This is a genomic window from Colwellia sp. KU-HH00111, assembly GCF_040362745.1.
Lineage (GTDB): Bacteria > Pseudomonadota > Gammaproteobacteria > Enterobacterales > Alteromonadaceae > Colwellia.
Genome location: NZ_BAABWO010000008.1, coordinates 65,594 through 87,601, shown reverse-complemented (window position 1 = coordinate 87,601; position 22,008 = coordinate 65,594). Strand labels below are relative to the sequence as shown.

Annotated in this window: 19 protein-coding genes; 9 read left to right on the top strand and 10 right to left on the bottom strand. The window is 38.7% G+C overall.

What is annotated here, in order from left to right:
• The first annotated feature begins 26 nt into the window (after window positions 1–26).
• Window positions 27–839 (top strand): alpha/beta hydrolase, encoded by an 813-nt coding sequence (locus ABXG98_RS14915; protein WP_353539486.1) that lies wholly within the window; start codon window positions 27–29, stop codon window positions 837–839.
• A 177-nt stretch (window positions 840–1,016) separates the two neighbouring features.
• Here ABXG98_RS14915 and phoU read toward each other — a convergent pair whose 3' ends face one another.
• The 5 genes from phoU to ABXG98_RS14890 all read right to left on the bottom strand — a co-directional run bounded on the left by phoU (window position 1,017) and on the right by ABXG98_RS14890 (window position 6,519).
• Entirely contained in the window at window positions 1,017–1,784 is a 768-nt protein-coding gene (phoU, locus tag ABXG98_RS14910) for a phosphate signaling complex protein PhoU (protein ID WP_353539485.1), read from the bottom strand.
• 12 nt (window positions 1,785–1,796) lie between these two features.
• Window positions 1,797–2,543, bottom strand: a complete 747-nt coding sequence (gene pstB / locus ABXG98_RS14905) for a phosphate ABC transporter ATP-binding protein PstB (protein ID WP_502901566.1) — start codon at window positions 2,541–2,543, stop codon at window positions 1,797–1,799.
• A 103-nt stretch (window positions 2,544–2,646) separates the two neighbouring features.
• Window positions 2,647–3,963 carry a phosphate ABC transporter permease PstA gene (gene pstA, locus ABXG98_RS14900; protein ID WP_353539484.1) on the bottom strand — a complete coding sequence of 439 codons (1,317 nt, stop codon included), beginning with the start codon at window positions 3,961–3,963 and terminating at the stop codon, window positions 2,647–2,649.
• On the bottom strand, window positions 3,956–5,374 hold the full coding sequence (pstC, locus tag ABXG98_RS14895) for a phosphate ABC transporter permease subunit PstC (protein WP_353539483.1): 1,419 nt from the start codon (window positions 5,372–5,374) through the stop codon (window positions 3,956–3,958). Before pstC ends, pstA begins: the two co-directional genes overlap by 8 nt.
• Before the next feature lie 89 nt (window positions 5,375–5,463).
• On the bottom strand, window positions 5,464–6,519 hold the full coding sequence (locus tag ABXG98_RS14890) for a substrate-binding domain-containing protein (RefSeq protein ID WP_353539482.1): 1,056 nt from the start codon (window positions 6,517–6,519) through the stop codon (window positions 5,464–5,466).
• A gap of 380 nt (window positions 6,520–6,899) precedes the next feature.
• Here ABXG98_RS14890 and ABXG98_RS14885 point away from each other — a divergent pair, with 380 nt between their 5' ends.
• Entirely contained in the window at window positions 6,900–7,994 is a 1,095-nt protein-coding gene (locus ABXG98_RS14885; protein ID WP_353539481.1) for a 3-deoxy-7-phosphoheptulonate synthase, read from the top strand.
• 63 nt (window positions 7,995–8,057) lie between these two features.
• A complete protein-coding gene (tyrA, locus tag ABXG98_RS14880) occupies window positions 8,058–9,191 on the top strand; it encodes a bifunctional chorismate mutase/prephenate dehydrogenase (protein WP_353539480.1) in 1,134 nt (377 codons plus the stop codon).
• Between the two features lie 138 nt (window positions 9,192–9,329).
• Here tyrA and ABXG98_RS14875 read toward each other — a convergent pair whose 3' ends face one another.
• A complete protein-coding gene (locus ABXG98_RS14875; RefSeq protein ID WP_353539479.1) occupies window positions 9,330–9,881 on the bottom strand; it encodes a hypothetical protein in 552 nt (183 codons plus the stop codon).
• 171 nt (window positions 9,882–10,052) lie between these two features.
• Entirely contained in the window at window positions 10,053–10,790 is a 738-nt protein-coding gene (locus ABXG98_RS14870) for a hypothetical protein (RefSeq protein ID WP_353539478.1), read from the bottom strand.
• 131 nt (window positions 10,791–10,921) lie between these two features.
• Here ABXG98_RS14870 and ABXG98_RS14865 point away from each other — a divergent pair, with 131 nt between their 5' ends.
• Window positions 10,922–12,046 (top strand): efflux RND transporter periplasmic adaptor subunit, encoded by a 1,125-nt coding sequence (locus ABXG98_RS14865; protein WP_353539477.1) that lies wholly within the window; start codon window positions 10,922–10,924, stop codon window positions 12,044–12,046.
• Window positions 12,043–15,132, top strand: coding sequence for an efflux RND transporter permease subunit (locus ABXG98_RS14860; protein WP_353539476.1), 3,090 nt, complete (start codon window positions 12,043–12,045; stop codon window positions 15,130–15,132). Before ABXG98_RS14865 ends, ABXG98_RS14860 begins: the two co-directional genes overlap by 4 nt.
• 68 nt (window positions 15,133–15,200) lie before the next feature.
• Here the strand turns inward: ABXG98_RS14860 and pheA are convergent, their stop codons facing one another.
• The 3 genes from pheA to ABXG98_RS14845 form a co-directional block, all read right to left on the bottom strand.
• Complete coding sequence (gene pheA / locus ABXG98_RS14855) at window positions 15,201–16,379, bottom strand: prephenate dehydratase (protein ID WP_353539475.1); 1,179 nt, start codon at window positions 16,377–16,379, stop codon at window positions 15,201–15,203.
• A 158-nt stretch (window positions 16,380–16,537) separates the two neighbouring features.
• Window positions 16,538–16,924 carry an MAPEG family protein gene (locus tag ABXG98_RS14850; protein ID WP_353539474.1) on the bottom strand — a complete coding sequence of 129 codons (387 nt, stop codon included), beginning with the start codon at window positions 16,922–16,924 and terminating at the stop codon, window positions 16,538–16,540.
• 112 nt (window positions 16,925–17,036) lie between these two features.
• Window positions 17,037–19,454, bottom strand: a complete 2,418-nt coding sequence (locus ABXG98_RS14845; RefSeq protein ID WP_353539473.1) for a penicillin acylase family protein — start codon at window positions 19,452–19,454, stop codon at window positions 17,037–17,039.
• 216 nt (window positions 19,455–19,670) lie between these two features.
• Between ABXG98_RS14845 and ABXG98_RS14840 the strand changes: the two genes are divergently transcribed.
• The 4 genes from ABXG98_RS14840 (at window position 19,671) to efpL (ending at window position 21,973) form a co-directional block, all read left to right on the top strand.
• Window positions 19,671–20,018 carry a hypothetical protein gene (locus ABXG98_RS14840; RefSeq protein WP_353539472.1) on the top strand — a complete coding sequence of 116 codons (348 nt, stop codon included), beginning with the start codon at window positions 19,671–19,673 and terminating at the stop codon, window positions 20,016–20,018.
• A gap of 115 nt (window positions 20,019–20,133) precedes the next feature.
• The gene (locus ABXG98_RS14835; protein ID WP_353539471.1) at window positions 20,134–20,685 is read left to right on the top strand and encodes a DUF2058 domain-containing protein; all 552 of its coding nucleotides are present in this window, start codon (window positions 20,134–20,136) and stop codon (window positions 20,683–20,685) included.
• 174 nt (window positions 20,686–20,859) lie between these two features.
• Window positions 20,860–21,009, top strand: a complete 150-nt coding sequence (locus ABXG98_RS14830) for a hypothetical protein (RefSeq protein WP_353539470.1) — start codon at window positions 20,860–20,862, stop codon at window positions 21,007–21,009.
• Between the two features lie 388 nt (window positions 21,010–21,397).
• Window positions 21,398–21,973: an elongation factor P-like protein EfpL gene (efpL, locus tag ABXG98_RS14825; protein ID WP_353539469.1), complete on the top strand. Its 576-nt coding sequence runs from the start codon at window positions 21,398–21,400 to the stop codon at window positions 21,971–21,973.
• Window positions 21,974–22,008: the final 35 nt, after the last annotated feature.

Genomic DNA, 22,008 nt, shown 5'->3' with positions numbered 1-22,008 from the left:
TCAGTTTATTTATCAGTGGACAATAAATGAATCGCATCATGATTGTGATCGCTCTCGTCGTCGCTGGCTATTTTTCTCTAGGCGCATATTTATTATCTACCCAGCTACCGCGTTATCTCTTCCCTAAAATCGTTTTAACTGCTCAAACTGAAGAATTACATCAATTTAAATTTTATGATGGTTCGAATAATCAATTACTGGTTCGTGAGTATGGTCAATCAAACAGACAATGTTTGCTCTTTTTTCCTGGGCGTCATGGTGGAATAAAAAAATATGAAAAATCTATTATTAACGCTTTCCAAAAGCATAACTTTAAGGTGTTTTCTTTCTCATACCCAGGACAAGATGGTGCGTTAGGTCAAGTTAAAACTATGGCAGCATTATTAATGCTCATTGGTGATGCTATGAGCAACATCTTAAATACTTGTTCATCTGAACGTACCATTGTTTATGGACGTTCGTTGGGGGCAATGGTTGCTATGTACGCAGTAAATGACAACAAGGTGTCAGGAATTATTTTAGATAGTGTCGCCCCATCACTATCGATTGCCATTGATAGCTACCTTAATTCAAGGTGGTATTTGAAACCGCTGAGCATCTTGCCAATAACCTTATTATTACCGAAAAACTATCAGCTCAATGAGCCGATGCTTGCACTAAAAGAAACACCGATTAGCGTCTTTCAAGGTGATAAGGATTTACAAACACCATTACAACAATTACAACAGCATTGGACTTACGGCGACAATGTTTCTTTATATATAGTAAAAAATGGCAAACATTCAGATACCTATAGCCAAGCAATAAATGAAATCCTAAATGTAGTCGATAAGTTGTAGTTTTATAAATTGTAAAGCCTAGATTTAATCTGTCAGGTTATGTTTCGACTTTGAGTAATCCACAAAAGCTATTGGCACGTTAATAAATGGGTACAAGTGATGCTTTTTCACTTGTACCCAAAGTTGATTACATCGCCCTTAGGTTGTAAGCACAGCAAGATGATTAAATTGTTGGGCTTATTTTGACTTATTATTTAGGTTTATTTGATTCATATTACCATGGCGCACGTCTTTACCTTCCACTAAATAAACAATATATTCACATAAATTAGTCGTGTGATCGCCTATACGCTCTAGCGCTCGGGCACACCAAGTAACACGTAGCGCATTTTTTATTTCACGAGGGTTTTCCATCATTTTGGTCACTAACAGGCGTGAAATGTTGTCAAACTCTTCATCGACGATATCATCATTTTTAATGATTTCTAATGCTGCCTCAACATCCATTTGTGCATAAGCAGTAAGTGCTTTGTGCACAGACTCGCTGACATGTTTACCTAAATGCTTGAGCTCGACTAGCGGTCGAGCACCTTCTTCTTCGGCAAAATTACCTCGGGCAAGTTTGATGGCATTTCGGCCAAACTTTACGGCTTCGTCACCCATGCGCTCAAGGTCAGTAATACTTTTGATCACACTCACTAATAAGCGCAGATCGCTAGCAGCTGGTTGTCTGCGTGCTAAAATGTGGGTGCAATATTCGTCAATTTCCAACTCCATGGCGTTCACTTTTTGATCGCGCTCAATCACTTTTTCTGCGAGTTTAGCGTCTGCTGTTAGTACGGATGTAAGACCGTCATTAACTTGTTGCTCAACCAGCTTACCCATATTCATGACTAACGTTCTTACTTGCTCTAATTCTTCATTAAAGCGTTTTGAAATATGTTTATCTAAATGTAGCTTTTGTGTGAAGCCAGATGGGTTATCAGTATTTTTGGTAATGGTCATGTTATTCTCCTGTTAACCGAAACGGCCGGTAATATAGTTTTCAGTCAATTTGTGACTTGGGCGAGTAAAGATATCTTCGGTTTTGCCCATTTCAACTAATTTACCCATGTGAAAATATGCCGTATGCTGTGAAACTCGCGCGGCTTGTTGCATTGAGTGAGTTACAATAGCAATGGTATACTTATTCTTCAGTTCATCTATTAACTCCTCAATTATAGCGGTAGCTATGGGATCAAGTGCTGAAGCTGGCTCATCCATTAAGATAACTTCTGGGCTAACGGCGATGGTTCTTGCAATACATAAACGTTGTTGCTGGCCACCCGATAGTCCAGTACCTGGATCTTTCAACCGGTCTTTTACTTCATTAAATAACCCAGCTTTTTGAAGGCTTGTTTCAACTATTTCGTCTAACTCAGCTTTGTTGTTGGTTAGCCCATGTATACGAGCACCATAGGCAACATTATCGTAAATTGATTTAGGGAAAGGGTTGGGCTTTTGAAAAACCATGCCTACACGCGCTCGTAGCAGTACAGGGTCAAGTGCTTTTGCGTAGATATTTTCATTATCTAGCATTAATTCTCCGGTGATACGACAAGTATCGATAGTGTCATTCATACGGTTTAAGCAACGTAAAAAGGTTGATTTACCACAGCCTGACGGCCCAATAAGCGCCGTTACTTGGTTTTTAGCTAAATCTAAACTGACATTATGAATAGCTTGTTTTTCACCATAAAACACATTAGCACCACGAATGGTCATTTTGGCATCATCCGCATAAATATTGCCAACTGTATCAGCAAACTCTAATTGGTCGAGTTTTACCGCTGTTGTTTCGTTTACAATTAAATCTATATTATTCATGTTATTTATTCTCAAATTTACTGCGTAACACAGTTGCAGTTACATTAATTACTAACAACAAGGTAAGTAATACTAAAATGGCCGCAGAAGTTTTTGCTAAAAAAGCGCGTTCAGGGCTGTCAGCCCATAAAAATATTTGAATTGGTAATACCGTAGCAGAATCAACAATACTCGAAGGTACATCAACAATAAAAGCAACCATACCTATCATTAATAACGGCGCTGTTTCACCGAGTGCTTGGGCAATACCGATAATAGCGCCAGTAATAATCCCCGGCATTGCTTGTGGCAACACATGTGAAAAAGTCACTTGCATTTTTGACGCACCTAACCCTAATGCCGCCTCTCTTATTGAAGGAGGAACGGCTTTAATAGCAGCACGACTGGCAATAATTATTGTTGGTAATGTCATCAAAGTGAGTACAATTCCCCCTACCAATGGTGCAGAGCGTGGCAAACCAAACAAGTTGATGATGACAGCCAACCCAAGTAAGCCAAATACAATTGAAGGCACCGCGGCTAAATTATTGATGTTTATTTCAATTAAGTCAGTAATGCGGTTTTTAGGAGCAAACTCTTCTAAATAAAGCGCCCCTGCAACACCTAAAGGAAAGGATAAAAGTAAGGTTACCATCATGGTTAATAAGGTGCCCATTAATGCACCTTTAATGCCGGCAAGCTCAGGCTCACGTGAGTCACTGGCAGTAAAAAAACTAACATTAAAGCGGCTTTCAATGCGGTGTTCACTTGTCCATTGTGCTAACCATTGCGCTTGTGTTTCATTGATACGTAGTCCAGCTTCACCTAAGGCGAAATCTTGTTTTAAGTAACTGTCAACATCATCATCAAGCCTTACCCAAACACTTGTTTTCTTGTTGAAATATTTAGGAGAAGCAATTAAAAAGTCTTGAATTGTGAACTCAGCATTTGTTGAAAACAACTTAAACAATTGCCGTTTATCTTTTCGAGAGAGCTTTTTACCTGACTTACTTGCGACCATTTGATAAATAGATTGCTTTAAAACAGCTCTATAATTTGCCTTTTGTAAATGCTGAGGTGATGCTTGGTCGATGTTTAATCCGCCACTGTTATACTCTACATCAAGTTTAATCCAATGTTGATGGAATGCAGGTAGTGCTTTTGAAGTAATATCACTAATTAATATTACAACCAACATAAAACCAAAAAGTACCGCAAACAGTCCTATACTTTTGAAGCGCTTTTCTTTTTGGTGACGTTTTTTAAGGCTTAGCTTCACCTTCTGTGTTGTTGAAGGCAGGCTATTACTCACAGAAGCGGTTTCTTTTAGATTATTCATATTGCTCTCGATATTTTCGAACGACTTTTAGGGCTAAAATATTTAAGCCGAGTGTGGTGATAAATAACATTAAACCTAAAGCAAAAGCAGCTAAGGTTTTTGGGCTATCAAACTCTTGATCGCCGGTGAGTAAGGTTACTATTTGTACCGTTACAGTTGTCACAGAGTCTAATGGATTAGCGGTTAAATTTGCTGCCATGCCTGCGGCCATCACTACTATCATGGTTTCACCAATCGCTCGAGATATTGCCAGTAGAATAGCGCCAACAATTCCGGGAAGTGCGGCGGGCAATAAAACCTTTACTACTGTTTCACTGTGGGTTGCGCCCATCCCTAATGACGCTTCTTTTAGTGCTTTTGGCACTGCGCTAATAGCATCCTCAGATAATGATGAAACAAATGGGATAATCATAGTCCCCATAACCAAACCAGCAGCTAAAGCACTTTCAGAAGCAACACTTAAACCAAAATGTTCCCCCATATTTCTAATTACTGGGGCAACGGTTAACGCGGCAAAAAAACCGTAAACAACCGTTGGAATACCTGCGAGCACTTCGAGCATAGGCTTTGCAAAACTACGTAGTTTTGCGCTTGCATATTGGGACAAATAAATAGCAATCATTAAACCAACAGGCACCGCAAGTAACATGGCTATGAAAGTGATTAGCATGGTACCGGCAAATAATGGCACAGCACCAAACGATCCAGAACCCGCCACTTGATCTACGCGCATCGCTGTTTGAGGGCTCCATTGCGTGCCAAACATAAAGTCACTTGGCGCAACACTTTTAAAAAATTGGATAGACTCAAATAATACCGAAACAACAATACCCAGTGTTGTTAAAATTGCGATGGCAGATGAAGCAACTAAGAGTGCGCTAACGATCGCTTCCGCTTTTTGACGAGCTTTAAACGTTATGCTGAATTGTTTAACTAAAAGAGTGACACTAACAACGGCGACAATAAGTACCAAAGCAGTTTTTAGCCAAGTTGATTGTTGATAGAGGGCTTGTAATGTTAATGCTGCTTGATGCTGAACTTGTACGATAGAATCATTGCTATTACTAATACTATTGATTAAAGCATCGGGTGTTTCTGTAGTGGCTAATGAGCGAATATTATTGAGATATAACCCTAAATCAATTGATGAAAGTGATTTGATATTTTCGGGTAGCGTACTCGTGAGCAACTGTTCAATTACAAGCTGTTCCGCACTATTAAAAATAAGTAGTGTAATTAAAGCAGGTAAACCACAAACCATAGCGGTCAACAAGCCAAATTGCTCAGGTAAGCAGGCAAGTTCTTTTTTATGTGCAGGACCACCAACAACGTTTAATGAACGTTTTATGCCAAACCAATAACTCATTAAGGTAAGAATAAGTAAAACTGCAAACAGTAAGGGGGAATTCATATTTTAAGACCAAGTTTTCTGAAAAATAAAGGCGAGAATAAAAATTCTCGCCTATCAGTAAAGATCAACAGACCTTAGTTTGTACTACCTTATTTATTTAATGCTAACGGTGTCAGTGACAAAACATTTTTACGTACTGATGCTAGCTTTTCTTCACCTAATGGAATTAACCCTTTATCAGTTAAGTAACCTTCTTCACCCATAGCAGCTTCACTTGTGTATTCAGTTAAAAACTCTAAAATGCCGGGTACTTTACCAACGTGAGCGTTTTTCACGTAGAAATATAATGGACGAGATACAGGGTATGAACCGTCTGCAATTGCATCAAAGCTAGGACCTTGACCGTCAATGATAGAGCCTTGAAGTGTGTCGCTGTTTTGGTCTAAAAAACTAAAACCAAAAATACCAAAGGCTTTAGGGTTAGCCATTAATTTTTGAACAATTAAGTTGTCGTTTTCACCTGCTTCAATGTAGGCGTGGTCTTCTCGCACGCTATGACAAATTTCTTTGTACTTAGCTTTGTTTTGTTTTTTAATGGCTTTAATCCAAGCATACTTTTTACAACCGCCTTCTAGCACTAACTCGGCAAAGGCATCACGAGTACCAGAGGTAGGTGGTGGGCCTAATACTTCAATCTTATTTGCTGGTAGGGCAGGGTTGATCTCGCTCCATAACTTATATGGGTTAACGACTAGTTTCTCACTACCATCTTTTGCTGGTACTTCTTTAGCTAACGCTAAAAATAGTTCTTTGCGGGTCACTTTCATCACGCTGCTGGAATTTGCGTTTGCAATAACAATACCGTCATATCCAACAAGTACTTCAGTGATACTAGTCACACCATTTTTAGCACACATGTCAAATTCACTTTGTTTCATGCGACGAGACGCATTTGAAAGGTCAGGTGTGTCAATAGCGTTGCTAGCACAGAATAATTTCATGCCGCCACCAGTCCCCGTTGATTCAATTTTTGGCGTGTTAAATTCAGTACTTTTGCCAAAACGTTCGGCAACTACAGTTGAAAAAGGATACACAGTTGAAGAGCCAACCGCTGTTATCGTATCTCGGCTGCCACCTTGAGCACTTGCAAAGCTACTTATAATGGCAACTGTACCTAGTGATAGGTTAATTATTGTTTTTTTCATTGCTGTTCTCATTGAATAAGTGTTCATAAAATCTCTCACTTTGTTACTTAAATTGTTAAGTTTGTTAAAGGGGGTAAAAATTAACTGAGAGCAGTGTAAAAATTTTGTATGACAGTTACATGACTAATTTGTGACAGTTATATGACAGTGAAATATTAGCTAGCTTTTTCTTAAAAAAGAGGTGTACTCAGGTGAAATAATGTGTAAAAATAACCTTACAAATCGCGTAATTAAATGTTTACAATTTTGTGTTTTTATTTTTGGTTAAGCTGTACCCCTTTAAATGTACAATTTGAACTTTTCAATATCTTCTGCAAACCTTGTTTTATTCTGCGCACTTTACGTTTGTGTTATACATAATTAACCATTAGGAAAAGATGATGACTACCTTAACTGCTGAAAATACAGCCCATAAAAGTACCTTAAATGATATTCATGTAAATGAAGAACATGTATTAATCACGCCGCAGCAATTAAGAGCAGAGTTGCCGTTAAAAGACCCAGGTCGTGCTTATGTTAAATCTGCGCGCAAAATTATTGCTGATATTATTCATAAGCGCGATCCTCGTTTATTGGTGGTCAGTGGTCCTTGTTCGGTTCATGATGTTGAAGCAGCAAAAGAATATGCCCGAGAATTAAAGAAACTACACGATCAATACCAAGACTCGCTATACATAGTGATGCGGGTTTATTTTGAAAAGCCTCGTACTACCGTGGGCTGGAAAGGATTAATCAATGATCCTCACATGGATGGTTCGTTTGATGTTGAAACGGGGCTAAGAAAAGCACGTGAATTATTAATCTACTTAACCGAGTTAGGCTTACCGCTTGCAACTGAGGCGCTTGATCCAATCAGCCCACAATACTTAGCGGAGCTATTTAGCTGGTCGGCAATTGGAGCGCGCACTACCGAGTCACAAACTCATAGAGAAATGGCAAGTGGCTTGTCGATGCCTATTGGTTTTAAAAACGGTACTAATGGTAGTTTAGATGTCGCCATTAATGCATTACAATCTGCAGCATCATCGCATCGCTTTATGGGGATTAACCGTCAAGGCCAAGTTTCTTTGATTAAAACATCAGGCAATCCTGACGGTCATGTTATTTTACGTGGCGGTAAGCAACCTAATTATGACAGTGTTAATATTAGTGAGTGTGAACAAGTGTTAGCTAAGCATGGTTTAGAGCCAGGAATTGTAGTTGACTGCAGTCATGGTAACTCTAATAAAGATTACCGACGCCAACCTCTAGTGGCAACCAATGTTTTTAATCAAATTCTTGAAGGCAACAAATCTATTATCGGTATTATGTTAGAAAGTAACATTAAAGCGGGTAATCAAAGTAGTGAGTTGGCGCTTGAGGATATGGCATATGGTGTCTCGGTAACCGATGCTTGTATTGATTTAGAAGCGACTAAAACACTGTTGGCTGAAGCAGACGATATGCTCAATAAGGCATTAAAACAGCGTATTTAAGTAATCTATGCAAAAATGAACAACACATTTTTCATGGCTTACCCATAGACTATAAGAGAAAGTATGAGTAATTTTGACAACAACCTTAAAGCGTTACGTGACGAAATTGATGGTATCGATAGTCAGTTGGTGGAGTTACTCACAAAACGCTTGGCAGTTACTACTAAGGTAGGCGAGTTGAAAAGCGCTGAAGGAATGCCTATTTTTGATCCTGAACGAGAAGCAGCTCTGATCAGTAAGCGCCGGAAACAAGCTGAAAATTCAGGACTAAAGGGCGATTTAATTGAAGATATTCTTCGCCGCTTAATGAGAGACTCTTATGTGAGTCAGGATGCTAGTGGCTATCAATGCATTAACCCTGATTGTAAAAAGGTAGTGGTTGTTGGCGGCAAAGGTCAACTGGGACGCGTTTTTGTTGATCTTTTTAAGCGTTCAAGCTACCAAGTAAGTGTAATTGAGCAAGATGACTGGCCAAATAGTGAGGTTATTCTTGCTGATGCTAACCTGGTCATTGTTGCTGTGCCAATTCGTTTAACCTCTATGGTCATTCATCATTTAAATAACTTGCCTGATGACTGTATTTTAGCCGACTTTACCAGTATAAAAGAATCTCCTTTATATGAAATGATGAAAGTGCATCAAGGTCCTGTAGTAGGGTTGCATCCGATGTTTGGTCCTGATGTTACCGGGTTAATTAAGCAAACGATTATTGTCTGTGATGGTCGTGATAAATCACAATATCAATGGCTGTTAAAGCAATTTCAGGTGTGGGGCGCTAAAACGTATTCTGTTAGTGCTCATGAGCATGATCAAGCCATGTCTATGGTGCAGGTGATGCGACATTTTTCTACCATTGCTTATGGTTATCATTTGATGGCTGAGGGTGCTGATATTGAAAACTTGGTTAACATGAGTTCACCTATTTACCGGTTAGAGCTCATTATGGTGGGCCGCTTATTTGCACAAGACCCTATTTTATATAGCGATATCATTTTTTCAAATCCTGACAATATTAGTATGATGAAACGTTTTGCTTATCGATTTTTAGAGCTGTTAGAGGATGTGGAAACAGGCGATAAACAAGCCTTTGTGACGATGTTTTCGCAGGTGTCTGATTGGTTTGGTGAGTATGCTGATGAGTTTTTGGCGGAAAGTAAAACCATGTTGTTAAAGGCTAATGAACTAAAAAAACATTAGCCAATACCATGCCTGCTTAAAGGTGTTTAAAGATTTAACTAAGGTCAGCATTTGGCCTGCTTTACTTTTTACCCCATCCAAATCTATTATCAAAGTTTAAAAACATAAGTTTAAAAACATATACTTAAAAGCAATTAATTAAAACTTATAGGCAACACCGATTGACAGTTGACTATCAAACCAAATACCCGAATTAAAATGAGCATAACAGTTATCATCTTGACAAAATAAAGTGTCATTATCATTAACAAATGTTGCATAACCTCGTACTTCTGTTATCAACGTTAAGGTGTCTGATAAGGTATAACGGGTCCCTAACGAGACGGTTAATGATGGGTATAAATCATCATCAAAGTCACTGTTAAAGTAGGTAGCTCCTAAACCAAAACCAAAGGTGGTTAGATAGTATTTTTCTGGAAAGAAGGCAATGCCGCTAAAGTGGGTGTAAACTGTTTCAAATGAATGCGTTGATTGGTCGATATCATCGGTGAAGTCCCGAGAAATATAGTTGATTAAAACTTGTCCTTGCCCTGACTCCGTGTCGTGCCAGTTTAATGCTAGAGCAAAATTAGGTTCGTTTGTGGTTGATAAAAGTTGAGTTACCTTACCATTGGTTAGATCAGGGCTGAACGTATAACCCACCATAGGGGCAACTTCAAACTCAACGGCTTGCAGGTTTGTTGAAAACATGAATGAACAGCTGAGTAAACCTAACACTATCCTTGAGCTAGCAAAAAAATTCAATGAGGGCATAATTGCATGTTCCTTTATTTTTAGTATCTGAATTAGTTGTATTTTATGTAGTACAAGCTTACTCTGCTTGACTTATAATTCAAGTGTTTAAGTTGCAAATATACACTATTAGCCTGCCAAGCTTAAAAAAGTAAGCAAAAGTTCACCACCGAGTTGATTACTTACATAGCCTTCATTAAGGTTTGGTATGGATATCTTAATATCATGCAGTTGTACTGTATCAATACCATCAAGTTTAATGGTATTTAATGTTACTGTTTTAATGGTAATAGCACTAATTGCTATTTTTTGTTGAGGCTTTCCTCGTGTCTTCTTGGGTTTGTTATCTTTAATAACAGGCATTGTTTGAGGGTGTTTTTTCGCATATTCATCAGCATTGAGACTTGGATTGTTTGCTGCATAAATCTTAGCACTGATAGCAGGATAGTGTTTAGGATAATCATGAGCAAGCTTTAAACTAATAGTCTTAATAAGTTGCTCAACATTTGATTCATTGCCCGATTTTCGCTCGATGTTTATGGTCAGGTTATCAATGGAGACTTGATTTATTTGAGTGACCAATGAGGATTGTTCAGGTAAGACTTCAACGAATGCATTATCAATAATTAAGACATATTTGCTGTGATGATCTTGTAAATTAGCTAATTTTAGTTGTTTAAATTGAGCTACCCCAGTATTAGATGCATATTCTGCTGAGGTTAACTCTGTTTGTTGACCGCTGTAATAGTGACCCTGTAATTGTACTTGGCTCGATAAATATTCATTGAGTGAGCCATTAGCTAAGTACCAAAGCATGGTGCTAAAAAACAAAAGTAAGGCAAAAGCTAAAACAGCGAGTTTATTCAAAATAATGTCTCTACATGCGGTTAATGCCTGATATTTTAAGGTAAATTGCGGATTAGGTAAACGCTATGTTAGATATTTTAGGTTATAATAAAGCCGCTTTCTTTTCGATTAACCTTTGAGGCTTTTCAGTAATGCTAAATGATAACTATATCACCAAACGATTACCCTTATTCATTATTCTATTGGTTCTGCTTGGCATTATTGCCAACATACTTTGGCCAAAAGCTGAAGTTAAAGAGAAAGCCTTTCAGCGTATCATTTCAGTACAAACTACCACAGTTACATTAGCAGAGTTTACTGATAGTCTTGAGGCTATCGGTACAGCACGTGCTAATGAACAGGTGTTAATCACCAGTAAGCACTCAGATTTTGTTGAGCAGATATTATTTAATGACGGTCAAGTTGTGAATAAAGGTGATGTGTTAGTTAAATTGAATAACCAACAAGCATTAGCCAAAGTAAGTGAGTTAAATGCTAATTTATCTGAGTCAATGGCGCAATTTAAGCGTTTTCAAGAATTATTAACCAGTAATGCTACCTCTAAATCCTTGGTTGACCAACAAGAAGCGAAAACAAAGGCCATAGCAGCACAGTTACAAAGTGCCCGCACTAAACTGGATGATTTAACCATTAAAGCGCCATTTTCTGGTGTATTAGGGTTTAGAGATATTAGTTTAGGCGCTTATATCGATGCAGGCAGTATTATTACCAGTTTAGATGATTTATCTGTTATTAAAGTTAATTTTACTTTACCTGAGCGCTTTCTAACCACCATTGAAGTTGGGCAAACGATTACTGCCCGAAGCAGTGCATATAAAAATAAGCAGTTCACCGGTCGCATTAGTGCGATAGATAGTCGTATCAATCCCTCTACCCGTAGTATAAATGTCAGAGCAAACATTGAAAACAAGGCGCTAAAGTTACGCCCGGGTATGCTGTTAAACCTGACGTTAGTAAGACAACAACAAACACTCATGCAAATTCCTGAAAGCGCGATTATTCCTATAGAAGAAGAGCATTTTGTCTTTGTGGTGGAGCAAGGGGAGTCAGGGCAAAAACTAGCAAAGCGTAAAAATGTTACCATTGGTCGCCGCCAAGCAGGTCTTGTAGAAGTTATTAGTGGGATTAAACTGGGTCAACAAGTCGTTACAAAAGGCACGTTAAAATTGCGTGATGGTGCAGTGGTCAGCCTAGTCAATGAGCCTGAACAACCAGCCTCTGAACAAACAAGCACTGCTTCAGGAGAAGGTAAATGATTTTATCTGATCTTTCCGTCAAAAGGCCCGTGTTTGCTACTGTGCTTAATTTGCTTATTATCACTTTTGGTATTGTGGCGTTTTTATTGTTACCTTTACGTGAATATCCTGATATTGATCCGCCTGTGGTTAGTATTAATACCTCTTATCCCGGCGCATCAGCTGCGATAGTTGAAACCAAAATAACTCAAGTATTAGAGGATAGAATTAGTGGCATAGAAGGTGTGAAAACTATTACGTCAAACTCCCGTGTAGGACGTTCATCAATATCGATCGAGTTTTCATTAGACCGTGACATTGATTCTGCCACCAATGATGTGCGCGATAGGGTATCGCGAGCACTTAATAATCTGCCTGAACAAGCCGATCCTCCAGAGGTTTATAAAGCTAATGATGATGAAAGTGTCATTGTATGGTTTGTACTACAAAGTGACACTATGAGTACGTTGGCGTTAACAGATTATGCTAATCGCTATATTGTTGATCGTTTTGCTGTGGTTGATGGCGTGGCACGTGTGCGTGTTGGTGGTGGTCGCACTTACGCGATGAAAATAGTATTGAATCGGGTTTCAATGGCTGCTCGTGGTATTACCGTACAAGATATAGAAACAACGTTGCGTAATGAAAATGTTGAGTTACCTGCCGGAGAAGTGGAATCAGTCGATCGCGATTTTTCTATTCGTGTAGAGCGAAGTTATTTAACCGTTAAAGATTTTTCGGATATGGTGATTGCCCGCGATAAAGATCAATCATTAGTACGTTTAGGTGATATTGCCGAAGTAAAAATAGCCGCCCAAGATGATGAAAATATGTTTCGCGGTAATGGCAATAATATGGTTGGCTTAGGTATTATAAAACAGTCGAAAGCCAACACCTTAGAGGTGGTTAAATCAGCGCGCAAAGAAATGATTGCTGTACGTAATGGCTTGCCTGTAGGTACAACTATAACCAACAGTTATGACTCATCTGTTTTTATCCAGGGGTCGATAGATGAAGTATACAACACCTTAGTGATTGCTATGCTGATGGTAGTGTTGGTGATTTTTCTCTTTTTAGGCAATGTTCGCGCGACCTTGATTCCGGCAGTGACAGTACCTGTTGCGCTAATTGGTTCAATGATGACCTTATCTTGGTTTGGCTTTTCTATTAATCTATTAACCTTATTAGCCTTAGTATTAGCTATTGGTTTAGTCGTAGATGATTCTATTGTGGTACTTGAAAATATTTATCGTCGTATTGAAAATGGGCAAACCCCTTTAATGGCAGCTTATGAAGGTGGAAGGGAAGTGGCTTTTGCGGTTGTCGCAACAACCTTAGTGTTGGTAGCGGTTTTTGTACCTTTGGTGTTTTTATCTGGGAATGTTGGTCGTTTGTTTACTGAATTTGCCATTGCTATTGCAGCTGCCGTGGTGTTCTCCAGTGTGACGGCATTATCATTAACGCCGATGATGTGCTCTAAAATGCTTAAACATAGAGAGCGCAGCTCTTCAATAGGTCAATTACTCGATAAAGGGTTTGCCAAGTTTGAAGCAGCATACGGGCGTGCATTACGACATACAATTCATCAACCTTGGTTATTGATGAGTGTACTCTTGCTATCTTTAGTCGCAGTATATCTACTGTTTATACAGCTGCCTTCTGAATATACGCCAAAAGAAGATCGAGGTAATCTATTTATAATAATGCAAAGTGCTGAGGGAGCAAGTTACGAAAACAATGTTGAAAACATGCAGCAAATTGAAGATAAATTATTAGCTTATCAACAGCGTGATGAACTAGATCGCGTGATTGTGCGGGTGCCCGGTTTTGGCGGTACTGGCGGAATTGCAATTGTTGGTATGCCTGACTGGGGAGAGCGAGCTTTTAATACCTTTGAGTTTATAGGGAAAATAAACAAAGAATTACAAAGTGTTACTGATGTGAGAGCCTTTGCAATGATGCGTCGAGGTATTGGTGGTGGCGGCAGTCATTCACCCGTGGCTTTTGTGCTTCAGGGTAATACATACAGTGAATTAGCAAAATGGCGGGATATTTTAATTAAAGAAGCACAGAAAAACCCAAACTTGTCATCAATTAATAGCGATTATAAAGAAACCTATCCACAACTGATGATAAAAATTGATCGTGACCGTGCTTATGATTTAGGTGTGCCTGTTGGTGATATTGCCAAAACCTTAGAGACAATGTTAGGGCAGCGCCGGGTAACAACCTTTGTTGAAAGAGGAGAAGAATACGATGTGGTAGTTGAAGGTGATGAAACTCAATATCATAGCCCGTCAGATATCGATAACATTTATGTGCGCTCGCGTAGCACTAATGAGTTAATCCCATTATCAAACCTAATAAACATCACAGAAAATGCAACTTCGTCACGGTTAAATCGTTACAATCGTTTACGTAGTATTACCATTACCGCGAGTTTAGCCGACGGATATGCTTTAGGTGATGCTTTAGACTTTTTAAAAGGTATTGCTGACAATCAGTTGCCTGAAGAAGCGCAAGTTGACTACAAAGGCCAGTCGTTATTATTAAAAGAGTCTGGCAATGCAATTATACTTATTTTTGCTTTGGCATTATTGATTACCTTTTTAGTGTTATCAGCACAGTTTGAGAGTTTTATCCACCCTTGGGTTATTTTATTTACCGTACCCTTGGCATTAGTGGGAGCACTTGCAGGGCTTCAATTGATGGGGATGAGTTTGAACATTTATAGCCAAATTGGCATTGTCATGTTAATAGGCTTAGCCGCTAAAAATGGTATTTTAATTGTTGAGTTTGCCAACCAACTTCGGGATAAAGGGATTGCTTTTGAACAGGCGTTACTCGGCGGTGCAGAGCAGCGTTTACGACCCATTGTCATGACGACGTTTACCACGGTAACGAGTGCTATTCCATTGGTGCTGGCCTCAGGTCCCGGCGCTGAAAGTCGTATGGTGATTGGTGTGGTTATTTTCGCTGGTGTGTCTTTGGCCAGTATTTTTACTTTATTTATTGTGCCCAGTGCGTATTATTGGTTGTGTCGAAATACGGGATCACCGCAAGCTATTGCTAATGAAATTGCTAAAGAGCAACGGCTGAAGGTATAAAGGGGGGAGGGGAAATCGCTTGGCGACGTTCCCCTTTTTTATTGGCAAAGCAGCTATTTATAACCGTGCTAGTCTATTTCGGTGCTAGGCACACTGGTTGGATTAATATGCTCAATAGGATAGCAGCCTAACACTTTGATAAAGTTAGTATGCTTTGTTATTTCATTAATTGCTTCTTGCAAAGCAAAACTTTTCAAATTGGCCTCAACATCAATATAAAACATTTCTTCCCATGGGCGACCTTGAATAGGACGAGATTCAAGTTTGCACATGTTTATACCTTTCTCTTTTAGTACTAATAAGCACTCTACTAAGGCTCCCGCTTTTTGACCCGTGGCTAAAATAATTGCTGTTTTAGCTGGAATTTGTTCGGCGACATCCACTGCTTTTCTTGCAACAAGAATAAAGCGAGAGTGGTTTTCATTTTGGTTGGCAATAGATTTCTCTAGCGCTTGCAGCTGATATAATTGCCCGCCTTCTTCACTACCAATAACGGCTATGGTCTCATCTCGCGACTCAGATACTTTTACCATTGCATCAGCAGTGCTATCGCAATATTCAATGCGAATGTTTTTCTGTTTGTCTAAAAAATTACTGCATTGAGCAAAAGGTTGACCGTGAGCATATATCGTTTTTATTTTGGCTAAACTGGTATCAACAGCCGTTAATAAACAGTGTTCAATAGGTTGAGTGATTTCGCCAACAATAGATAAATTTGTATGCTGTAGTAGATCATAAACCTGATTGATGCTGCCTGAGCTTGTATTTTCAATAGGCAACATACCATAATCTACTTGACCTGATTCAACCTGTTGCAATATATCACTGAAGTTTTGGCAGCCAGATTCAACAATTTTTTCAGCACGTCTTGAGAAGTAGCGGTGACTTGCTAAATAGCTATAAGAGCCTTTGTCACCTAAAAAAGCAACGCTAACCGTAGGTGTTTGAATATTTGGATTGGCTAAACTTTGCAAGTAAGCTTGCTGATTTAAAACAGAGTCTTCAATAATTGTTTGGAATACACTCGTGACATAGTGAGCATCTAATCCGAGCGCTTTACCTTGTTTTATTAATCGAATTAATAACTCTTGCTCGCGTTGTTGATCACGAATAGGGCGAATCTGCTGTACTTTACTTTTTGCTACATTTAGAGTGAGCGCCCTACGTTTAGCAAATAATGTTAATAACTCTTTATCCAAGCTGGTTATTTCTTTGCGTATTTCATTTAAGTCTAATTTTTCGCTCACTGTAGATTCCTATAATTTTCTGTTTGTGATCAATAAAAAAACCTCGGGCAGGAGGCTTTTGATAATGAATGCAATATATCACTAGAGTCCTTACTCTAGCGGCCTTAACTAAATACTGTCAATAGTTTCTTTATACCATTTTTTTTAGTCAAGTAGCTTTACGCGATACACTGCCAAATAATGCCAAAGCTAGAGAGCGTGGCAACAAACCAAACAATGCTGCGTAGCTTGTCACTATTGATTAAGTAAAAAATGTTATAGGCTATTCGCGCACAAATATGCACTATGGCTAACAAGGTGATGTTTTCACCGGTATGTTGGGTTGCAATGGCAAGTAACACGGCTGGGGCAAAAATTATTAAAGATTCAAATGCATTTTGATGAGCCGCTAATGCGCGAGCGCCAAAACCAGTAAGTTTGCTTTGTTGCTCTCGAGGATGATTATTGTTGTAGCCTCCTAGTTTACTCATGGCATAAGCTACAGGCCCTTTCGCTATAATCGGGAGTAGTGTGGCGATAAATAAGCACCAAATTAACGTTGTCATTTTTGTTCCTTATGGTTGTGATTATAGTAGTGATTTTTGTAGAGATAGCTTTAATAATAGAAGCCGGTTATTACTCACTGTGCATTAATACCTATTCATTAATAACAGTTCATTAATAACTCAGCAACGTTAGCTTATAGACGGTTTCTCCGGGTAAGAATGGCGACGCTTTCCCTTGCTCCCAGTCTTTGTGGCCTGCTCCATAATATGGGCTCCAGGGGTGTCCGGCTTGGCTAGTAGGCATGTGAAAAATTCCTCGTTGTTCGTGGCCTGGCGATACTACCATGCGTTGTGATGCACCAAAAGCCTTGCCTTGTACTTTCGGCATAAAACTGTCACCCGATAACGTATTAGCAGGCATATCTAGCCAGTGACCAATGAAAGGGACCGCTTTGCTCAGAGGATGTTTAATGTCTGTGGTATTTTGTTGACCCCATGTTGCCGCTGTTAATGCTTGTTTTTCACCTGAGTCTAACGTTGTCATATCATCAAAAGTTTGTTGTAGTGCTTGGTTAAAAATGGCTTGCCAGCTACTTAATGGGCGCATCAAAAAATTGTTAGGCTGCTCAGTGATTAGTGTCCATAACGGGGTTTCAAGTTGATGAATAATACTGCGAGGCTCGAAAGCGTTATCAATATTTTTAAGGGTGTCGTTTAATTGACTAAAAACTAAGTTGCGAACATTCACGCGAAAGTTTCTAACGAGGCGGTAGCTCACCGAATCAGAACTTGCTTGCACCATAGGTTGTTTGTCAAGTAACGTTTTTATTTCAACAAATTGCTTATGCTTAGCTAATGCTTGTGGAGTTAGTACTTGTTTTAATAAAAAGGTTTGCCAGCGTTTTAAAAACAGAGCATTGTCATCTAAACCAATAGCGAGTAATGCTTGCTCATCAAATGTTGTTAGGGCAAGTAAATCGTCACGTATTTGTTTGGCACGAGCGCCAAGGGCATAGCCGCCATTGCCAATTTTTTGTAGCATTTTATCACCGACAACACGCGAGTTTGCTGTCCATAATCGATTGTTGGCCGGATTAATAACACGCGGGTATTGTGCAGATGTTAAATAACCTCGCCAACCGTTATCTCCTTGATGCCAAAAGGTGGGGATTTCGCCAGTATCGCCAAATTTTATCGGTAGTGGCCCCATAATCGTCCAGCCAATATTTCCAGCTTTATCGCCTACCATCATATTTTGTGCAGGAATACCGCTACGAGAGGCTATGTCAAACGCTTGCTTGACAGATGTTGCTAGCTCTAATTCTTTGCTGGTAAAGTTTACCGCTTGTAGGTCGTGAGCAACCCAGCGATATGCTAACAATTGCCCTTGATGGTTTTCTCCAATGATAGGCCCCCAAATAGTTTCTTTAATGGTGACTTCTACGGGCTGTTGATCTTTTATCGCAATCAGTTGTTTATGAAAGCTGAATGCTTTTGCGCCATCAGCAGTAAGATAATGCGAGCCATCATTAACGGTTTCAATTTTTATCACATCATTGTAATCGCCGTAACTATTGGTATATCCCCAAGCAATGTCGCCATTACTTCCCACGACTATATTTGGCGTGCCAGGTAGTGTAGCCCCAGTGACTTTTATCAGTTTATCGTTGTTGGGGTATTCAAAGCTTGCTCTAAACCATGTATTTGGCACGCTTAAACCTAAGTGCATATCATTGGCTATAATGGCGCTCCCCGTACTACTGATATCACCTGATATCGCCCAGTTATTTGAACCTGGAAATTGTTTGGCTAGATATTGTGAAGTGTTATTGTTAGCGGTTAATTTACTTGCAGATGCTCTGTTTTCAACCATTGCTGCCGAAGCTGATGGCCAGGCTTTTTTGGGCAAAGAAGAGGGGGAGAATTGACTATTATCGATCGCGGCGTCCCAAATACTACCCTTAGGATTTAAAAAGTCGTAAACATCGTTAGATAGGGTTGCTTTCATTAACCCTAAAGAGCGTTCACGTTGTCCATCTCGGTATTGTAAATCTAGGTACATGCTAAAGACTACTAATATAGAGTCTTCTTCACTCCATTGTGCTGGCTCTTGTTGTAATAGCAGATATTCAAAAGGTTGTGAGCTAATGTATTTTAAACCTTGGTTAACGCCACGAGTATAAGATTTTAATAATGCTTTTTGCTCAGCAGGTAAGCTTTTTACTATCTCTAAGGCTCTTTCTCGAAAACGATGAACTCTTATTGATGTATCATATTTAAGTGCGGCTGAGCCAAATAAGCTTGATAGCTCACCTGCGGAATTACGTCTGAGTAAATCCATTTGAAAAAATCGTTCTTGGGCATGCACAAACCCTGTTGCAACGGCAACATCTAAACGACTTTCAGCTTTTATTGTGGCTATGCCTTGTTGGTCACGTTCAATGGTTGCGCTGTTTGCTAATCCAAAAACCGTTTTTTTACCGTCCAAAATAGGTAAGGCACTATCTATTTGACTGTAAACCCAAGTGGCTCCTGAAGCCATAATAAGAGAGCTAATCAACAATAAAGCAATAATTATTCTTTTTATCATAATAGTGTTGTACAAAAAGGGTGAAAATTCGTGTCCTTAAGAATAACGTATAAATACACACTAACGAAGCTTTTGTTTAGATGGTGCAGTATTTAGTAAAAACAACAGTTAAGTGATTGTTTTATAGTAACATTAAAAAATGATAAAAATTGTATAGGTTTTCAGGTTAATCGAATGTTATAATTTTTTTGTGTTAGTGTTTTAGTAGGTTTATAAGTGAAAGAATCAATGTCAAAGCATGTACAAGTTGGTGATTGGATTTTTGAAGTGAAAATGGTTCGTGCTTTAAAAGTTGATGAATATGGTCAACCGTACTCGGCTATTGCAAATTGCAATATTAATGGTGATGCTATGTATATTGATGGCTTATTAACCAAAGAAGAAGAAAACTTTACTCGCAGCGACTTTAAAAGTTTTGAAGACTTTAGTCGTTTGTTAGATCTTAAGCAGTTCTCTTATCATCGTTATCAAAATGGTCAATCAAAAACGATAGATGTTAAGGTAACGCCATCAGAAGAACCGGTTACCATTAAAAGTAATAGTCCAATCCATCTAGTAAAATAAATGTAAGCCAGCAAATTTTTTAGCGCAAACATGATAAGAAAAATCAACTAGGGATTGTCAGTTGGTTTTTTATTGTTAGAATAGTTTATCAATTTTATTCGATTAATAAACGACAATGGCATCACTTCAAGACCAACTCCTAAAAGCGGGTTTAACAACCAAGCAAAAAACTCGTCAAGCAAATTCAGATAAGCGTAAAAAAAACAAACAAAAACGTAGCGGTGTTCAGCATGATGAAACGTTGCAAGAGCAAATAAAACAAGATTTAGCCAAAGCAAAAGCAGAAAAGCTGGCTAAAGATAATGCCTTAAATGAAGCGCATAAGCGTCAACTAGCTCAAAAAGAACAGCATTTGCGTATTAAACAAATTCTAATTCATCATCAAATTAAGCAGACCTTAGGTGATCATGAATATAACTATACCTTTGATAAAAAAATAAAAAAATTATCATTAGATACCGTTACCCACAAATCACTGGTTAATGGCCAATTAGCATTATGCGGCTTAGATGATGTTACTTACATTGTCACACGTGAAACAGCTGAGAAGTTAGCTGAACTTGATGCAAGTGTAGTGTTAGTGCAAAACGATAGGGTTGTTGATGAAGAAATAGCCGAAGACGATCCTTATGCTGATTATCAAATTCCTGATGATCTTATGTGGTAAATGTTGTTAAGCAACTTTATTTAAAAAGCTGTGAAATCTATGATTTGCCATTATTGGTCAAATTTATAGTAATAATATTGGCCGATAATATTACTTTTGTAACCCCTTATGTAATAATACAGGTATAGCAACCAATGTTGGGAGGCTAATATGGCCCATGAGGATAGAAGTAATATGTCGAATAATACTGAGTTGAATACCAGCCTTAGTGAAAGTAACCACGCTAACGAGCAAAAAAGTACACAACAACAATTAGCTGATGCCCATAATGAAATCGCCGATCTAAAACTACAAATAGCATGGCTAGAGCGCTCTTACGAATAAGTTTATCTTATTGTCATAGCACTGCTCTATTTAGCAAAGGCTAAGGTAAGCAATTACCTTAGCCTTTTTGTTTATTAAGATAAATAGTGAATTAATTTTGAAACTTGCATAGGATGGTTTCATTCTGATGATCATTGTTTTTCTGCCTATTCTGCCTACCCTTTGGAGATGGCTATCTGGAGCTGTTGAAAAATATTAGAATAATTATCTAGGCTGTACTTTAGTCCGATAACGGGCGATATATCGCCAAAAGTAGAGTACTTGTTATTCCTGAGTGAAGTGGTTTGAGTATATAGGCACGTTTTTTTTATCCAACACTTGCATTACCGCTAGTTCGTGGTATTTTCTCAGGTAATTTTTTAATTATAATTAATGTAAAGGATTCCTCATGCCAAAGGCGAGTGATATTAAAAAAAATGCTGCAATAGAGCATAACGGTAAGGTATTAATTGTACGAGATATAACACGCTCTGTACCTCAAGGGAGAGCGGGCGGCAGTTTATATCGTATGCGTTTATACGATGTAGTAACGGGCGGCAAAGTAGATGAAACCTTTAAAGCTGAAGATATGTTGAATTTTGCTGATTTGAGCCGCCGTCCATCAATGTTCTCGTATATTGATGGCGATGAGTATGTGTTCATGGATAATGAAGACTACACCCCTTATAACTTGAATAAGGAAAGTATCAGCGAAGAAATTTCTTTTATCACCGAAGAAACAGAAGGTCTTTCGGTTATTATTGTTGATGATGTACCCGTTGCAATTGATCTTCCCGCGAGTGTTGAATTAGTCATAACTGAAACAGATCCCTCTATTAAAGGCGGAAGTGCCACTGCGCGAACTAAACCTGCTATTTTATCTACCGGTTTAACCATTCAAGTACCTGAGCATGTTTCTACCGGTGACAGAATTAAAGTCAATACCGAAGAACGCAAATTTATGGGACGCGCAGACGCTAAATAAGAGTATTACTCGTACGAATCAATACCCCCCGTCTT

Excerpts from the sequence above, each read along its gene's own strand:
- ABXG98_RS14835 (WP_353539471.1), top strand. The coding sequence starts at position 20,134 with ATGGCATCACTTCAAGACCAACTCCTAAAAGCGGGTTTAACAACCAAG.
- efpL (WP_353539469.1), top strand. The coding sequence starts at position 21,398 with ATGCCAAAGGCGAGTGATATTAAAAAAAATGCTGCAATAGAGCATAAC.
- ABXG98_RS14850 (WP_353539474.1), bottom strand. The coding sequence starts at position 16,924 with ATGACAACGTTAATTTGGTGCTTATTTATCGCCACACTACTCCCGATT.
- phoU (WP_353539485.1), bottom strand. The coding sequence starts at position 1,784 with ATGACCATTACCAAAAATACTGATAACCCATCTGGCTTCACACAAAAG.
- ABXG98_RS14915 (WP_353539486.1), top strand. The coding sequence starts at position 27 with ATGAATCGCATCATGATTGTGATCGCTCTCGTCGTCGCTGGCTATTTT.
- pstC (WP_353539483.1), bottom strand. The coding sequence starts at position 5,374 with ATGAATTCCCCCTTACTGTTTGCAGTTTTACTTATTCTTACCTTAATG.
- ABXG98_RS14845 (WP_353539473.1), bottom strand. The coding sequence starts at position 19,454 with ATGATAAAAAGAATAATTATTGCTTTATTGTTGATTAGCTCTCTTATT.
- pstB (WP_502901566.1), bottom strand. The coding sequence starts at position 2,543 with ATGACCATTCGTGGTGCTAATGTGTTTTATGGTGAAAAACAAGCTATT.
- ABXG98_RS14875 (WP_353539479.1), bottom strand. The coding sequence starts at position 9,881 with ATGTTTTCAACAAACCTGCAAGCCGTTGAGTTTGAAGTTGCCCCTATG.
- ABXG98_RS14830 (WP_353539470.1), top strand. The coding sequence starts at position 20,860 with ATGTCGAATAATACTGAGTTGAATACCAGCCTTAGTGAAAGTAACCAC.
- tyrA (WP_353539480.1), top strand. The coding sequence starts at position 8,058 with ATGAGTAATTTTGACAACAACCTTAAAGCGTTACGTGACGAAATTGAT.
- ABXG98_RS14885 (WP_353539481.1), top strand. The coding sequence starts at position 6,900 with ATGACTACCTTAACTGCTGAAAATACAGCCCATAAAAGTACCTTAAAT.
- ABXG98_RS14860 (WP_353539476.1), top strand. The coding sequence starts at position 12,043 with ATGATTTTATCTGATCTTTCCGTCAAAAGGCCCGTGTTTGCTACTGTG.
- ABXG98_RS14890 (WP_353539482.1), bottom strand. The coding sequence starts at position 6,519 with ATGAAAAAAACAATAATTAACCTATCACTAGGTACAGTTGCCATTATA.
- ABXG98_RS14865 (WP_353539477.1), top strand. The coding sequence starts at position 10,922 with ATGCTAAATGATAACTATATCACCAAACGATTACCCTTATTCATTATT.
- pstA (WP_353539484.1), bottom strand. The coding sequence starts at position 3,963 with ATGAATAATCTAAAAGAAACCGCTTCTGTGAGTAATAGCCTGCCTTCA.